The sequence below is a fragment of the Rhodocyclus purpureus genome, from assembly GCF_016653115.1.
GTDB classification, from domain to species: Bacteria; Pseudomonadota; Gammaproteobacteria; order Burkholderiales; family Rhodocyclaceae; genus Rhodocyclus; species Rhodocyclus purpureus.
The window spans coordinates 18,196-34,361 of record NZ_NHRX01000013.1 but is presented as its reverse complement, the minus strand read 5'-3'; the positions used below and the strand labels follow the sequence as shown (position 1 = coordinate 34,361).

Sequence of the window (16,166 nt, the reverse complement as noted above, 5' to 3'; positions counted from 1 at the left end):
CGTAGGTCTCGCATCGCGAAGGGCGCAGAGACAGAAGAACGAACTGGATTGCCACGGCGCTACGCGCCTCGCAATGACGTCGGTGCGGCCACGGCGCTGCGCGCCTCGCAATGACGGCAGTGCGAGGAGTGCATGGAGAGGGGCTGAGAGCGTGATCGTCATCGCGAGCCCGCAGGGCGTGGCGATCCAGTGCTTAGGTCTCGCATCGCGAAGGGCGCAGAGACGGAAGAACGAACTGGATTGCCACGGCGATGCGCGCCTCGCAATGACGTCGGTGCTGCCACGGCGCTACGCGCCTCGCAATGACGGCAGTGCGAGGAGTGCATGGAGAGGGGCTGAGAGCGTGATCGTCATCGCGAGCCCGCAGGGCGTGGCGATCCAGTGCGTAGGTCTCGCATCGCGAAGGTCGCAGAGACGGAAGAACGAACTGGATTGCCACGGCGCTACGCGCCTCGCAATGACGTCGGTGCGGCCACGGCGCTGCGCGCCTCGCAATGACGTCGGTGCCGGAAGTGCATGGAGAGGGGCTGAGAGCGTAACCGTCATCGCGAGCCCGCAGGGCGTGGCGATCCAGTGCTTAGGTCTCGCATCGCGAAGGGCGCAGAGACAGAAGAACGAACTGGATTGCCACGGCGCTACGCGCCTCGCAATGACGTCGGTGCGGCCACGGCGCTGCGCGCCTCGCAATGACGGCAGTGCGAGGAGTGCATGGAGAGGGGCCGAGAGCGTAACCGTCATCGCGAGCCCGCAGGGCGTGGCGATCCAGTGCGTAGGTCTCGCATCGCGAAGGTCGCAGAGACAGAAGAACGAACTGGATTGCCACGGCGCTACGCGCCTCGCAATGACGGCAGTGCGGCCACGGCGCTGCGCGCCTCGCAATGAACGGCAGTGCGAGGAGTGCATGGAGAGGGGTTGAGAGCGTGATCGTCATCGCGAGCCCGCAGGGCGTGGCGATCCAGTGCGTAGGTCTCGCATCGCGAAGGTCGCAGAGATGGAGGCACGAACTGGATTGCCACGGCGCTGCGCGCCTCGCAATGACGTCGGTGCTGCCACGGCGCTACGCGCCTCGCAATGACGGCGGTGCCAGGAGTGCATGGAGAGGGGCCGAGAGCGTAGCCGTCATCGCGAGCCCGCAGGGCGTGGCGATCCAGTGCGTAGGTCTCGTATCGCGAAGGTCGCAGAGACAGAAGAACGAACTGGATTGCCACGGCGCTACGCGCCTCGCAATGACGTCGGTGCGGCCACGGCGCTGCGCGCCTCGCAATGACGGCGGTGCCGGAAGTGCATGGAGAGAGGCTGAGAGCGTGATCGTCATCGCGAGCCCGCAGGGCGTGGCGATCCAGTGCTTAGGTCTCGCATCGCGAAGGGCGAGGAGACGGAAGAACGAACTGGAATCGCGAAGGTCGCAGATACGGAAGAACGAACTGGATTGCCACGGCGATGCGCGCCTCGCAATGACGTCGGTGCTGCCACGGCGCTACGCGCCTCGCAATGACGTCGGTGCTGCCACGCCGCTGCGCGCCTCGCAATGACGGCAGTGCGAGGAGTGCATGGAGAGGGCCTGAGAGCGTGATCGTCATCGCGAGCCCGCAGGGCGTGGCGATCCAGTGCGTAGGTCTCGTATCGCGAAGGTCGCAGATACGGAAGAACGAACTGGATTGCCACGGCGCTGCGCGCCTCGCAATGACGGCAGTGCGAGGCGTGCATGGAGAGGGGCTGAGAGCGTAACCGTCATCGCGAGCCCGCAGGGCGTGGCGACCCAGTGCGTAGGGCTCGCATCGTGCAGGGCGAGGAGACAGAAGAACGAACTGGATTGCCACGGCGCTACGCGCCTCGCAATGACGTCGGTGCTGCCACGGCGCTACGCGCCTCGCAATGACGTCGGTGCGGCCACGGCGCTGCGCGCCTCGCAATGAACTGTGCGAGGAGTGCATGGAGAGTGGCTGAGGGCGTAACCGTCATCGCGAGCCCGCAGGGTGTGGCGATCCAGTGTCGTCATCAAAATGGCCCTTTGCTTCACTCCCCTCCGTTCACGCAGCGCAAGTTGCGGGGCGGCTTGCGCGTAGAATAGCGGCGCCCGTGGGTGCGCCTGTGCGAGCGCCCGCGCGTCAGCGCCTTTTCCGAATCCTTTGCTCCTTCCCTCCGATGTCCGTTATTGCCGCTGCGCTTTCTGCAGCTTCTGCCGCATTCTTCCCCGCGTCTGCGACATCGGTCGCCGTGGCAGCCGTCCCCGGCCTCATGCTGCTGCCCTTGGCCGGTCTGGCCGCCGTGCTGCTCGACCGCCTGTTCGGTGAGCCGCCGCGTTTTCACCCGCTGGTCGGTTTCGGCAAGCTCGCCGATTTCATCGAGCGCCGCCTGAACCTGTCCTTTGCTGCGGCGACTACGGGCGGCGGAACGCTGGCCGCCGGCGTGCGCGCGGCGACCGACCCGGCCGGGCGCGCCGGCGGTGTCCTCGCCTGGGCGTTCGCGGTGCTGCCCTGGGTGGCGCTGGCGGCCTGGGTCTGTGACGAGTCGCGCCTCGGCTGGATCGGTGACGTGCTCCTCTTGACGCTCGCACTCGGCGGGCGCAGCCTCGCCGAGCACGCGACCCGGGTCGGCGCCGATCTCGTTGCCGGCGACCTCGACGCGGCGCGCCGGCACGTCTCCTTCCTCGTCTCGCGCAACACTGCCGAACTCGACGAGGAGGGCGTCGCGCGTGCCTGCGTCGAGTCGACGCTCGAAAACGGTGCCGACGCGATCTTCGCTGCGCTGTTCTGGTTCGCGCTGTTCGGCGGTGCCGGCGCGGTGCTCTACCGCCTGGCGAACACGCTCGATGCGATGTGGGGCTACCGCACGCCGCGGCTCGCCGCCTTCGGCTGGGCGGCGGCACGCATCGACGACCTGCTCAACTATGTCCCGGCGCGGCTGACCGCGACCGCCTACGCGCTCTGCGGCGCGACCCGGACCGCCTTCGCCTGCTGGCGCCGACAGGCGCCGCAGTGGGACAGCCCGAACGCCGGGCCGGTGATGGCGGCCGGCGCCGGCGCGCTCGGTGTGAGGCTCGGCGGCGCGGCCATCTACCACGGCCGCGTCGAGGAGCGACCCGACCTCGGCGCCGGCCTGCCGCCGCGCGGCACCGACATCGGTCGCGCCGTCGCCCTCGTCCGCCGCGCGCTGCTGCTGTGGCTGGCGGTCTGGATGGCGCTGGCGCTGCTGGCGGCCGGGTGGCAGACGGTTGCCACCGACGCGCTTCCCGAAAGCGGTGGGCGCGACGACGTGTCTTCCGCAGTTGCGCCGGCGGCGGGCCTCCATGTGCGGGGCGACCATGCTTGAGCACGGCGGCCGCTTGCGGCGCGCTGCGGCGCACTACGGGATTCCGCTCGCCGACTGGCTCGATCTGTCGACCGGGATCAATCCGCTCGGCTGGCCGGTGCCGCCGCTGCCGGCTTCCTGCTGGCAGCGCCTGCCCGAGGACGACGACGAACTCGTCGCCGTCGCCGCAGCCGCCTACGGCCACCCGGCGCCCTTGCCGCTGCCCGGCTCGCAGGCGGCGATCCAGGTGCTGCCGTCGCTCCTGCCACCGGGGCCGGTGGCGGTGCTGGCGCCGACCTATGCCGAGCACCCGCACGCCTTCGCCGTGGCCGGACGCACGCCGCAGCGCTTTGCTGCCGCCGAACTCGAACAGGTCGCGCAGACCGCGCAAGTCGTCGTCCTCGTCAATCCGAACAACCCCGATGGCGAGGTGTTTTCTCGCGCGCGACTGCTCGCCGCGGCCGCGACGCTCGCCGCGCACGGTGGCTGGCTCGTCGTCGACGAGGCCTTCGGCGACGCGACTCCCGAATTGTCCCTGGTCGGCGGTGATCCTCGCTCCGCCGGGCTCGCCGACAACGTCGTCGTCCTGCGCTCGCTCGGCAAGTTCTACGGGCTCGCCGGCGCCCGCGTCGGTTTCGCGCTGGCGCCCGAGACCTTGCGCACGGCGCTGGCCGAGCGCATCGGACCGTGGCCGGTCGCCGGACCGGCGCGGCTGGTCGCCGCCGGCGCGCTCGCCGACCGCGACTGGCAGGCGGCGACGCGTCTCCGGCTGGCGGAAGACAGCCAGCGCCTGGCCGAACTGCTCGCGCCCTTCGGTGCGGTGCGGCGCAACGCGCTGTTCTGCTGGCTGCCCCTGCCCGACGCCCGCCGTGTGTACGCGGCGCTGGCACGGCGCGCGGTGCTCACGCGCCTGTTCGAGGACGCGCCGTGCGGCCTGCGCTTCGGCCTGCCTGGGAACGAGGAGGAATGGTCGCGGCTCGCCGCCGCGCTCGAAGAAGTGCAACAGGAGTCGTCACCGTGAGAACTTCAGTCTTGACGCTGGTCGCTGCCGGGCTCGCCGGCGCGCTCATTGCCGCGGCGCCGCTTGCCGCAGCCGCCGGCGGGGCCACGCCTGCCAAACAGGAGCTCGTCGTCAGCGACGACGCCGGCAACACCCTGCGCCTGCCGCGACCGGCGCGGCGCATCGTCAGCCTGGCACCGCACGTCACCGAGACGCTGTTCGCGGCCGGCGTCGGCGATCGCGTCGTCGGCAGCGTCGATTACGCCGACTACCCGGAAGCCGCGCGCCGCCTGCCGCGGGTCGGCGGCTACACGCGCATCGACCCGGAAGCCGTGCTCGCCCTCAAGCCCGACCTGGTGATCGCCTGGCAGAGCGGCAACGCGCCGGCGCAGGTCGAGCGCCTGCGCGCGCTCGGCATCCCGGTCTATGTCTCGCAGCCCGACCGCATCGAGGACGTCGCGCGTGCGCTCGAGCGCTTCGGCGAGCTCGGTGGCGAAGCGGCGGCCGGGCGCGCGGCGGCGCAGCGTTTCCGCGAGCGGCTGGCGGTGCTGTCGGCGCGCTATTCCGGGCGGCCGCAGGTGCGCACCTTCTACCAGATCTGGAAGCAGCCGCTGATGACCGTCGGCGGCCGGCAGATCATCAGCGACGCGATCCGGCTGTGCGGCGGCGAGAACGTCTTCGGCAGCCTCTCGACGATGGCACCGAAGGTGAGCGTCGAGGCCGTGCTCAAGGCCAACCCGGAGGCGATCGTCGCCAGCGGCATGGATGCGGCGCGCCCGGAATGGCTCGACGACTGGCGGCGCTGGCCATCGCTGCAGGCGGTTGCGCGCGACAACCTCTTCTTCGTGCCGCCGGAACTGATCCAGCGGCACACGCCGCGCCTGCTCGACGGTGCCGAGCGCCTCTGCCAGGCGCTGGAAACCGCGCGCAGCCGGCGACCATGAAGGGTGCGATGAACGGCGCGATGCAAACGTGATTGCCGAAGGCGTTGGCTGCGGCGATACTGGAACCTTTGCCGGGGAGGGGCCGTCCTGCCCGTTCCACCGGTGAGGTCGGCTCGACGCCGTCCGCTGTCCCAGGAGACCAAAAACATGGAAAAAGACCTGCGCTCCGCCGCCCTCGAATATCACCAGTACCCGACCTGCGGGAAGATCTCGGTCACCCCGACCAAGGGCCTGACCAACCAGCGCGACCTCGCGCTCGCCTACTCGCCGGGCGTCGCCGCCGCCTGCGACGCGATCGTCGAGGATCCGGCCAGCGCCAGCCTGTACACCTCGCGAGCCAACCTGGTCGGCGTCGTCACCAACGGCACCGCCGTGCTCGGTCTCGGCAACATTGGACCGCTCGCCGCGAAGCCGGTGATGGAGGGCAAGGGCTGCCTGTTCAAGAAGTTCGCCGGCATCGACGTGTTCGACATCGAACTCGCCGAGAACGACCCGGACAAGCTGATCGAGATGATCGCCGCGCTCGAACCGACGCTCGGCGGCATCAACCTCGAGGACATCAAGGCGCCCGAGTGCTTCTACATCGAGAAGACGCTCAAGGAGCGGATGAACATCCCGGTCTTCCATGACGACCAGCACGGTACCGCGATCATCTCGGCGGCGGCGCTGCAGAACGCGCTCGTCGTCGTCGGCAAGCGCATCGAGGAGGTGCGCGTCGTCTGTTCCGGTGCCGGCGCAGCGGCGATCTCCTGCCTCGACCTGTGGTGCAAGCTCGGCGTCAGGCGCGAGAACGTGATGGTGTGCGACTCGAAGGGGGTCATCCACAGCGGACGGATCGGCAGCGTCGACGAAACCAAGGCGCGCTACGCGCGCGACACGGAAGCGCGCACCCTCGGTGAGGCGATCGTCGGTGCCGACGTCTTCCTCGGCCTGTCCACCGCCGGCGTGCTCAAGCCGGAGATGGTCGCCACCATGGCCGAGCGGCCGATCATCTTCGCGCTGGCCAACCCGACGCCGGAGATCATGCCCGACGAGGCCAAGGCGGTGCGTCCCGACGCGATCATCGCCACCGGCCGCTCGGACTTTCCGAACCAGGTGAACAACGTCCTCTGCTTCCCGTTCATCTTCCGCGGCGCGCTCGACGTCGGCGCGACGCGCATCACCGAGGAAATGAAGCTTGCCTGCGTGCGCGCGATCGCCGACCTGGCGCGTGCCGAACTGGCCGACGAGGTGGCAGCCGCCTACCAGGGCGAGGACCTGTCCTTCGGCCCCGAGTACCTGATCCCCAAGCCCTTCGACCCGCGCCTGATCATGAGGATCGCGCCGGCGGTTGCGCGCGCGGCGATGGAGGGGGGCGTCGCGACGCGGCCGATCGCCGATTTCGACGCCTACGTCGGCAAGTTGCGCGAATTCGTCTATCACACCGGCTACGGCATGCGCGCGATCTTCGCCGCCGCCAAGCGCGGGCCGGTGAAGCGCATCGTCTTCGCCGAGGGTGAGGACGAGCGCGTCCTGCGCGCCGCGCAGGTGATCGTCGAGGAGCGCCTGGCGCGCCCGGTGCTGGTCGGGCGTCCGGCCGTGATCGAGTCGCAGCTCGCGCGTACCGGTCTCGGACTGCGTCCCGGCGTCGATTTCGAACTCGTCAATCCCGAAAGCGACGAGCGCTTCGCCGAATGCTGGCAGGCTTACCAGAAGCTGATGGTGCGCAACGGCGTCACGCCGAACCTCGCGCGCCTGGAAATGCGCCGCAACAACACGCTGATCGGCGCCATGCTGCTGCGCCTGGGTTACGCGGACGGGCTGCTCTGCGGCGTCCGTGGCGAGCAGGAGCAGCACCTCAAGGTGGTCGGCGACGTCATCGGCAAGCGTCCGGGCGTCAGCGTCCTCGCCTCGATGGAGTACCTGATGCTCACCGGTCGTTCGCTGTTCATCTGCGACACGCACGTCAACCAGGACCCCTCCGCCGAGGAGATCGCCGAGATCACGCTGCTCGCCGCCGAAGAGATCAGGCGCTTCGGCATCGTGCCGAAGGCGGCGCTGATGTCGCATTCCAACTTCGGGTCTTCCTCGTCGCCGGCGGCGAAGAAGATGAGCCGCGCCGCTGCCTTGCTGGCCGGGATGCCGCTCGGCGGGCTCGAGGTCGACGGCGAGATGCACGGCGACGCTGCCCTTTGTCCGGAAGTCCGGGCGCGCCTCAACCCCGATTCGTCGCTGAGGGGGGAGGCCAACCTGCTGGTCATGCCGAACATCGACGCCGCCAACATTTCCTACGGCCTGCTCAAGGTGACCGTCGGCGAAGGCATCACCATCGGCCCGATCCTGCTCGGCACCGCACGCCCGGTCCATGTGCTGACGCAGACCGCCACCGTCCGCCGGCTGGTGAACATGACCGCGCTGACCGTCGTCGACGCACAGGCGAAGCAAGCATGAGCGCCACGATGAGCTACGAGCAGCATCTCGACGAAGTCACGACGCTGATCACCGAGAAATACGACATCGCCGACGACGTGGCGATCGCGATGGTGATGCGCGCACAGGCCGACGACTTCTTCACCCTGCACGACGACGACCCGTCGATCTGCACGCTGGAGCGCGCGCACGAGGACGCCCGCCAGGTGTTCAGCAAGTACGGCAAGCCCGCAAGGCCAGCCACCAAGCACGCCGGAAAGTCCACCGGAAAGCGCTGACGCGCGGGCCGCGTCTGCCTCTCTCAGGCGCGGCTTGCTTCGGCCTGACCGACCCTCCTGCCTGGCCCGGCGCGGCCAGGCAGTACCCCTCCCTTCGCCTCCCCCCCGGCAGTGACAGCCGCTGGCTGCGGCAGCGCTGTTGCGCCCGCCTGCATGCCTCGCGGCGGGCAATTCCACGACCGGATGCACTGCATGAGCTGAGCGCCCGCTGCGGCCGTGCAGGCGTGTGCCGCATGTCACCAGCGCGTCACCGTCACTGACTAAAGTCATAGTCGGCGCATCCTTGCCTCCGTTTTCCGGCGCCGCTGTTGGCATCGATCCCGCACACGAAACGCAGCCATGGCGTCCCGCAGCCAATGCCATGGCCATCGACCGCCGGCTTGTCGTGCCGCCGCGCGCGCCGATCGGAGTCGCGTCCATGCCAAAAGCATTCTTTGGGGCGCTGAAACGAGCCGGCGTGGCCGCTGGCAAGCCTCCTCACGCGCAGCCATTCCCCTGATACGGGCGCCGTCGTCATCAGCGTGTAATTTTCTATATCTAAAGTTATAAAAAATTCTTTCCTTTTGGCAGATTCGGGCCTACGCTGTAGGCATGGAGTGGCTCAGGAAAAGTGTCAGGCGCTCCAAAGCACTGCCTGAATATGCAATAAGTTGCACATTTCGTGTCTTCGACCCTCCCGGCAGGTCTCGCAATACGCCCGGATCGGTCGATGACCGGCAAAAAGACGAGCCGGCGCGAGCATTGGCGCTTCTCAGCGAAAGTTATAGGTACTCACGGCGGGTGCCGTGGCTACGACGACATCGGTAGGGATTGGAGTTCGTGATGCAAGACAGGATCGGTCAACGCTTCGCCTACGGCGATCACCTGGTTTCCTCCAGCGTTGCCAATGTGCGGCCAATGTCCACCGCCTATGCCCCATCGGCCGCTTCGCTGCGGGAGCGTGAGTTGCTGCGGACTCACCTCGGCCTGACCATCTCCTTGTTCCTCGTGCGGATCCTGGTCAGGGGTGTCGTCCCCGCGGGGCTGATGGGCTTGCTGCTGTGGCATGCGTCAGGCTTGCTGACGCAGGTGGCTGAGGCCTTCCCGGTCTGAGCCGGCTGCAGCGGCGAATGCCGCTGATCGGGACCGTTCGCGGCTGCCGCCCCGCCCACGGTCTCGATGTCGTGGTCGGGGGCAGCCAGGAATCCGCTCGGTCGTGATGCTTGCGTGCTTCCTCGTGGGAGCGGCGTCAGCCGCGAATTGTCACGGGTGAAGCGGCACCGTTGAACCGGTGCCGGCTCAGGCCGCCTCGGCCAGCTCGCCGCCGATTGCCTCGATCAGGTCGGCGAAGAGGCGGGCGAGTTCGCCGGTCATCAGCGCGAAGTCGAGGTCGAAGCGCTCGTCCTCGTTGCTGACCTCGGTCTCGTTCTCTTCCTTCAGCACGTCGAGGAAGACGACGCGCTTGATCGCTCCGGATTCGCCGAGCTGGAAGGAAATGCGGTCGTTCCAGGTCATCCCCAGCCGCGTCACTGTCTTGCCGGCGCCGATGTGCGCGCGGATCTCGTCGCCGTCGAGGCTGTGCCGCGCGTAGCGCACGGTCGCCTTTTCCGCCGAGCGCAGTTCGAGGTCCTGGTCGATGGTGAAGCCGGCCGGCGCTTCGTTGCCGGCCACCCAGCCGGTCATCGCCGCCACCGGCGAACGCGCCAGATGCAGGGGCTTCGCCGGTAGCGATTCGAGCGTCTTGTGCAGGCATTCGAGGAATTCCTCGGCCTTGGCCGGCGCGGCGGCATCGACCACCAGCCAGCCGTTCTTCGGGTCGATCCAGCCGTAGGTGGTGCGCCGGCGGACGAAGGCGCGCGGCAGCAGCTCCTCGGTGATGCGCTCCTTCAACTCCTTCATTTCCTTGCGCCCGACGCGCCGGCCCTCGTTCTCGGCGATCTCCTTGGCGCGGTCCTTGGCGAACTGCGTCACCACCGATCCGGGCAGAAGCTTCTGCTCGATGCCGAGCGCCAGCAGCCACTGGCCGCCGACAGCATGCACCAGGTCGCCGCCTTCGCGCGGCGCCACCCATCCCTGCGTCTGCACGTCGAGCGCGCCGCAGCCGGGCAGCGGGCGTTGCGCCAGTTGCGCCGACAGCGCTTCAGCGGTGATCGCCCAGTCGGTGGGCAGGCGGTAGATCAGCAGGTTCTTGAACCACATGGTTTTACTCCGGGGAAACGGGTGAGGCGGCTGGCGCAAGTATGGAAAGCACTGCGCGGGAGGGGCGGCGGCGTGCGCGCGGATCCGGTGGGCGGGCTGTGCGAACGGCGTGTGGGAACGGCTTGTGGGAGCGGCGTAAGCCGCGAATGACTGACCCGTTCGGGGCTTACGCCCCTCCCACGCCCACAGTCGCTACGATCCGTGCAGCCCTGGCAGTCGCGAACCGGCGCAAGCCGCCAGGACGCGGATTATAGCGCCGGCGTCGTGCCGGGCTCGCCCGAGCGCGTCTCCAGCAGCCTGACCAGCGCGTGGAGGACGCGGTTGACCGGGGTCGGGATGCCGAGCGCTTCGCCGCGGGCGACGACGTGACCGTTGAGCTGGTCGATCTCGCTGTGCTTGTGCCGCGCCAGATCCTGCGCCGTCGACGAACACTGTTGCGGCATCGTCTGGGCGATCCGCTCGACCGCCTGCCAGACGTCGCCGGGGACGACCACGCCTTCGCCGTGCGCGACCGCGAGCGCCTCGTCCACCGCGTCGCGCATCACCTCCAGGACGCCGACCCCTTGCGTCATCCGCCCATACGGCAGCTGCGTGATTGCCGAGATCGCGTTGTAGGCGCAGTTCACGATCAGCTTCGCCCACAGCGTGCCGACGACGTTGTCGGAAACCTCGACCGGGATGTCCGCTGCAGCGAAAGCCTGCAGCAGTTGCGGGCTGGCTGCCGCCGGGCCGAGCACCAGTTCGCCGCGCCCGTGGTGGCGGACGTGCCCCGCGCCGGCCATCTCGACCGCGACATAGACGACCGCCGGCTCGACCGGGCGTTGCAGCAAGGCGCTCAGGCGTGCGGCGTTGTCGACGCCGTTCTGCAGGCTGAGGACGAGCGCCCCGGGGGCGAGATGCGGGGCCATCGCGGCGGCAGCGTCGGCGGTGTCGGTCGATTTCACGCAGCAGAGCACCAATCCGGCACCGGCCAGCGCGCTCGCCGCTGTGTCTGCCGCGAGCGGCACGCGTGCGCTGAAACTCCGGGTTTCCAGCAGCAGACCGTCGCGGCGCACGGCCTCGACATGCTGCCGGCGGCCGATCAGCACCACCTCGTGGCCGGCCCGCGCCAGCATCCCCCCGTAGTAGCAACCGACTGCGCCGGCGCCCATCACCGCTATCTTCATGCACAGGTCCTGTTCGTTGTCGGGAGCGCAGGCGAACTCCGTTCCCGCGTTGAATGGCGTGCGAACTCTATCACTGTCCTCGGGCAATGAGCGTCGTCACCGGCGCTCGGGCGAACTCGTTCGCGCCACTGCAGGATGCAACCAGCCGTGAACCGGCAAGGGTCCTGGTTGCGTCGCCTGTCGTTCGGGCCTTACGGACCTCCCACGGCAGCTGGTTGGCGCAGGGTTTTTTCGTGGGAGTGGCGGCAGCCACGAATGGGCGTGTTTCATGGCATGGGTGGCGAAACCCGCCATGATCGTCAACGAAGAATCAACGAAGAATCAACGACGATGCTGCGGCGGCGGCGCCGAGGTGGCCTGGCGCGGCGGCAGGTGGCGGAAGGTGATGCGACCCTTGGACAGGTCGTAGGGCGAGACTTCGAGCGAGACGTTGTCGCCGGCGATGATGCGGATGTGGTGCTTGCGCATCTTGCCGCCCGAGTACGCGATCAGGTTGTGACCGTTGTCGAGGGTGACGCGGTAACGGCCGTCGGGCAGGACTTCGGTGACGGATCCGTTCATTTCGATGAGTTCTTCCTTGGCCATGGTGTGGCTCCTTGTCGGTGTGGCGAGACTCGCCCCGTCATGCGGAGGCGACGCCGGCCTGCCTCCGCCGTGGCAAGCTTGGGCCTGCACGGCCCGGGTGGGCGGCTGGCGGTTTCGGTGGGTGAGTCGGCGGGCCGTATGGGGGTGGCGCGAACTGCGTCTGGCGCAGCGATGCTGGCGCGCGGGCTTACGCGCCAAACAAAAATGGCCAGTCCCGGAGGCTGGCCATTTCCTGGAATCTGCTGGGTTTTCTTGAGCGGGCGCGTTGACGCCCCGGCTAGGACCTGTGCTCGGGGTCTGGCCGGATGATACTCGCCGTTCCCCACGCTGTCCAACCTTGTCCGCTGGCGGGCGCGGAGCCGGCCGTGGCGACCGGCTCCGCGGAGAGGCCTTACAGGCTGTCGCCGAAGTCCGCGCGGAACTTGGCCACCAGCTTCTGCTGCCAGTCGGAAACCGGCGCCAGGCGGCCGTAGAAGAAGCGCAGGATTTCCGGCTCCTCGGTGAATACGAGGCCTTCGACCAGCTTGCGGTTCTGGTACAGCCAGTCGATGCGGTCGATCGCGTACTTCACCTGCGACAGCGTGAACACGCGCCGCGGCATCGCCAGGCGGACGAGTTCCATGTTCGAGAAGACCTCGCTACCGTCGGGTTCGCGCTGCTCGGACAGCGTGCCGCGCTCCATGCCGCGCACGCCGCTGATGATGTAGAGCGCCGAGGCGAGCGCGCCGGCCGGGTATTGCGACTGCGGCACGTGGTCGAGGAAGCGCATCACGTCGACGTGACAGCCGAGGCCGCCGGCCGGCGTGATCACCGGGATGCCGCGCTTCTGCAGTTCGTCGACCATGTAGGCGATGAACTGCGGACCCTGGCTGATCATGTCCTCGTCCATCGTCTCTTCGAGGCCGACGGTGATCGCTTCCATCTCGCGCACCGACATGCCGCCGTAGGTGAGGAAGCCCTCGTAGAGCGGCACCAGTCCGCGCATGCGGCGATAGAGTTCCTCGTTGCGGATGCAGATGCCGCCGCCGCGCGCACAGCCGAGCTTGCGTGCCGAGAAGTAGATGATGTCGCAGCAGTCTGCGAGCTTGCGCGTGATCTCGCGGATCGAAAGATCCTTGCAGCTGGCTTCGCGCGTCTTGTTGAAGTAGAGGTTGTCGGCGAGCAGGCTGGCATCCATCACCAGCAGGACGCCGTGCTGGTCGCAGACGCGGCGGATGTCGCAGAGGTTCTGCAGCGAGAAGGGCTGGCCGCCGATCAGGTTGGTGCCGGCTTCCATGCGCACGAAGGCGATCTTGTCGGCGCCGTTCTTCGCGATCAGGGCTTCCAGCTTGTCGATGTCCATGTCGCCCTTGAACGGGTCGACGCTGGTCACTTCGAGGCCCTTGTCGGCGATGATCTCCTCGACCGTGCCGCCATTGACGGTGATGTGTGCCTTGGTCGTCGTGAAGTGGTAGTTCATCGGCACGATCGAGCCCGGCGTGACGAACACCTGCGCCAGAATGTTCTCGCAGGCACGGCCCTGGTGCGTCGGCAGGAAGAACTGCATGCCGAAGATGTCCTGCAGCTTGCTTTCGAGGCGGGTGTAGGTCGCGCTGCCCGCGTAGCTGTCGTCGGCGACCATCATCGCCGCCATCTGCTGGTCGCTCATGGCATTGACACCGCTGTCGGTGAGCATGTCCATGAACACGTCCTTGTTCTGCAGCAGGAAGGTGTTGTTGCCGGCGGCCGTGATCGCCTCCAGCCGCTCCTCGACGGGTGGCAGACTGAGCTTCTGAACGATGCGGACCTTATGCATTTCCAGCGGAATCTGTTCGCCGCTGAAAAATTTCACCTGCGCCATCTATCTCTCTCCCGAATCCATGAAGTTTTGAATGCAGCAACGGGTTCCTCACGGACCGATTGCAGCCCGCGATTATCCGCTTCATTTTTCGGCGCGACAAACGGGAAGGAAAGAAAAGCGGGCAGAACGTCGATCGAGCGGTGGCAAACTTGCCGCCGCGGGTATTGCGGCAGTGAGGAACGGGACGAAGGAGAGGGACGAAGGAGCGGGGCGGGGAGCCGGCGTCTCGCCGCCCGAGCGTGCCGATGGGTGTAGGTGACTTCAGTGCAGCGTCGGGAGTTCCGGGTGACATTCGGCCAGGCCGCTGGTGTCGGTGAAGCAGCGGCACAGCGGACAGGCGCGGTGCTTTTGACAACCATGCTCGCGCGCACACTCGGCCTGCGTCTCGTCGGTGAGGACCATCTCATGAACCACGTCGCACGCGGAGAAGGGGGAGTCCAGGAAACACATGAGAACCTCCATTCGGCTTAGGTAATGGGCATACTTTTGCACTATAGGATATGAATTCCTTTTATGCCGAGGATTGGCCACGGAGATGCGGCAGGTGCGGCCTGCGCTGGCCTCGGTCGTCGGCCGCGAGCGCAGCGCAGGCAGCGAAACGCTGGACTTGCGCGGCCTGAACGTGCCACATTTGGCATTCCATGGGGATGATGATCATGCCTTCTTGTTCGAGATGCGGCGACAGTGACGAGTTCGTGCCCGCGGCGGCGGTCGGGCGCGCGCCCGGGCAAGCGCTGCGGCGGCACGGCATGATGGAGAGGCGCGACTGATGCTCTGGCAGGCCATCAGCGCCGCGCGCGACCTGGCGCGTGCGCAGGAAATCGCGACGGTGCTGGTGCGCTGGGGTTTCAGCGACCTGGTGCGCCGCATCGGCATGGGGGCTGCGCTGGAGCAGGCGGGTCGGGCGCTGCACTGGCGGGAGCCGGAGGAACTCGCCCGCATCGAAGCGCCGGCACGTGTTCGCCGCGCACTGGAGGACCTCGGGCCGACCTTCATCAAGCTCGGCCAGGTGCTCGCGATGCGCGTCGACCTCTTTGCGCCGGAGTGGCTCGCCGAGTTCGGCAAGCTGCAGGACGCCGCTCCGGCCGCGCCCTGGTCCGACATCCATGCGCAGCTGAGCGAGGATCTCGGACAGCCGCCGGAGGATGTCTTCGCCGGGCTCTGCGTCGAGCCGCTCGCCGCGGCGTCGCTGGCGCAGGTCCACCGCGCGCGTCTTCCCGACGGCAGCGCGGTGATCCTCAAGGTGCGTCGCCCCGGAATCCGGCCGCAGGTCGAAGCCGACCTCAAGCTGCTCGCGCGCCTGGCCGAGATCATCGAGGCCGAAGCGCCCGAGCTGCGCTGTTACCGTCCGCGTGAGGTGGTGCATGAATTCACGCAGTCGCTGCGCCGTGAACTCGATTTCGCTGCCGAATGCCGCAACGCCGAGCGCATCGCCGCCAATTTCGTCGGCCACCCCGAGATCGTCATCCCGCGCATCCACTGGGCCTGGTGTGGCGAGCGACTGAACGTCCAGGACTACGTCGATGGCATCCCCGGGCGCGATCTCGCCGCGCTCGATGCCGCCGGGCTCGACCGCAAGCTGCTGGCGCGCCGTGGCGCCGCGGCGGTGCTCAAGATGATGCTCGAGGACGGCCTTTTCCACGCCGACCCGCATCCGGGCAACCTGTTCTATCTGCCCGGCAACCGCATCGCGCTGATCGACTTCGGCATGGTCGGACGCCTCCCGGAAGCACGCCGGCACGAGGTGGCGGTGATGCTCTACGGCCTCGCTTCGGGCGACGCAGAGGCCGTCGCCGGGGTGCTGGGTGAATGGCGCAGCGACGAAGAGGGCGAGGTCGACAGCGTCCCCGGGAAACTCGACCGCGACATCGAGGCCTTCGTCGACCAGTACAAGGGGGTGCCGCTCGGGCGACTCAGGCTCGGCGAGATGCTGTCCGACCTGATGGGCCTGCTGCGCGGGCACGGTCTGGCACTGCCACCCGACCTGTCGCTCCTGATCAAGGCCTTCATCACGCTCGAAGGGCTTGGCCGCCAACTGGACCCCGACTTCGACCTCGCCGCCGAGGCCAGTCCCTTGCTCCGGCATGCGCTGCTCGCGTACGGTTCGCCGGCCGCGCTCGCCCGGCGCGGCTGGCGCAGCCTGGGCGGAACCGTCGACCGGGTGGCCGAATTGCCGCAGGACCTCAGCGAGCTGTTGCGCAGCGGGCGGCGCGGCAAGCTGCAGATCCAGGTCGTCGTCGTCGCCCTGAAGCGCAGCATCGACCAGCTCGACCGCGCCGTCAGCCGCATGACCCTGGGCATCGTCACCGCCGCGCTGATCATCGGCACCGCCATCGTCATCACCGTCGTGCGCGAACCGGCGCTGGTCGGACTGCGCGGCATCGGCCTGCTCGGCTTTCTCGGCGCGGTCGCCGGCGGCCTCTGGGTCCTGCTGTCGATCTGGCGCAGCGGCCGGCGCTGAGCCGTTTCACGCCA

At 68.1% G+C, this 16,166-nt stretch carries 13 protein-coding genes; 8 read left to right on the top strand and 5 right to left on the bottom strand.

All coding sequences use genetic code 11. The features are described from left to right. Window positions 1–1,304 precede the first annotated feature (1,304 nt). The 7 genes from CCR84_RS02235 (at window position 1,305) to CCR84_RS02205 (ending at window position 9,014) form a co-directional block, all read left to right on the top strand. Window positions 1,305–1,532, top strand: a complete 228-nt coding sequence (locus CCR84_RS02235) for a hypothetical protein (RefSeq protein WP_201209309.1) — start codon at window positions 1,305–1,307, stop codon at window positions 1,530–1,532. Between the two features lie 706 nt (window positions 1,533–2,238). Beyond that, window positions 2,239–3,312 carry an adenosylcobinamide-phosphate synthase CbiB gene (gene cbiB / locus CCR84_RS02230; protein ID WP_201209355.1) on the top strand — a complete coding sequence of 358 codons (1,074 nt, stop codon included), beginning with the start codon at window positions 2,239–2,241 and terminating at the stop codon, window positions 3,310–3,312. Further along, complete coding sequence (gene cobD, locus CCR84_RS02225; protein ID WP_338052550.1) at window positions 3,290–4,312, top strand: threonine-phosphate decarboxylase CobD; 1,023 nt, start codon at window positions 3,290–3,292, stop codon at window positions 4,310–4,312. Before cbiB ends, cobD begins: the two co-directional genes overlap by 23 nt. Continuing rightward, the gene (locus tag CCR84_RS02220; protein ID WP_338052549.1) at window positions 4,309–5,235 is read left to right on the top strand and encodes a cobalamin-binding protein; all 927 of its coding nucleotides are present in this window, start codon (window positions 4,309–4,311) and stop codon (window positions 5,233–5,235) included. The genes cobD and CCR84_RS02220 overlap by 4 nt, the downstream gene beginning before the upstream one ends. Window positions 5,236–5,382: 147 nt before the next feature. Beyond that, the gene (locus CCR84_RS02215; RefSeq protein ID WP_201209306.1) at window positions 5,383–7,665 is read left to right on the top strand and encodes an NADP-dependent malic enzyme; all 2,283 of its coding nucleotides are present in this window, start codon (window positions 5,383–5,385) and stop codon (window positions 7,663–7,665) included. A gap of 8 nt (window positions 7,666–7,673) precedes the next feature. Further along, window positions 7,674–7,922: a hypothetical protein gene (locus CCR84_RS02210; RefSeq protein WP_201209354.1), complete on the top strand. Its 249-nt coding sequence runs from the start codon at window positions 7,674–7,676 to the stop codon at window positions 7,920–7,922. 822 nt (window positions 7,923–8,744) lie between these two features. Then, entirely contained in the window at window positions 8,745–9,014 is a 270-nt protein-coding gene (locus CCR84_RS02205) for a hypothetical protein (protein WP_201209305.1), read from the top strand. Between the two features lie 186 nt (window positions 9,015–9,200). On the opposite strand, the gene CCR84_RS02200 is transcribed toward CCR84_RS02205, so the two are convergent. The 5 genes from CCR84_RS02200 to CCR84_RS02180 form a co-directional block, all read right to left on the bottom strand. Continuing rightward, on the bottom strand, window positions 9,201–10,100 hold the full coding sequence (locus CCR84_RS02200; protein WP_201209304.1) for a recombination-associated protein RdgC: 900 nt from the start codon (window positions 10,098–10,100) through the stop codon (window positions 9,201–9,203). A gap of 248 nt (window positions 10,101–10,348) precedes the next feature. Beyond that, the gene (locus CCR84_RS02195; RefSeq protein WP_201209303.1) at window positions 10,349–11,266 is read right to left on the bottom strand and encodes a ketopantoate reductase family protein; all 918 of its coding nucleotides are present in this window, start codon (window positions 11,264–11,266) and stop codon (window positions 10,349–10,351) included. A gap of 321 nt (window positions 11,267–11,587) precedes the next feature. Further along, window positions 11,588–11,851: a translation initiation factor IF-1 gene (gene infA / locus CCR84_RS02190; protein WP_201209302.1), complete on the bottom strand. Its 264-nt coding sequence runs from the start codon at window positions 11,849–11,851 to the stop codon at window positions 11,588–11,590. Window positions 11,852–12,242: 391 nt separating this feature from the next. Beyond that, window positions 12,243–13,691, bottom strand: coding sequence for a tryptophanase (locus tag CCR84_RS02185; protein WP_201209301.1), 1,449 nt, complete (start codon window positions 13,689–13,691; stop codon window positions 12,243–12,245). Between the two features lie 261 nt (window positions 13,692–13,952). Next, a complete protein-coding gene (locus tag CCR84_RS02180) occupies window positions 13,953–14,141 on the bottom strand; it encodes a hypothetical protein (protein ID WP_201209300.1) in 189 nt (62 codons plus the stop codon). Between the two features lie 319 nt (window positions 14,142–14,460). On the opposite strand from CCR84_RS02180, the gene CCR84_RS02175 reads away from it, so the two are divergent. Beyond that, window positions 14,461–16,152 (top strand): ABC1 kinase family protein, encoded by a 1,692-nt coding sequence (locus tag CCR84_RS02175; protein ID WP_201209299.1) that lies wholly within the window; start codon window positions 14,461–14,463, stop codon window positions 16,150–16,152. Window positions 16,153–16,166: the final 14 nt, after the last annotated feature.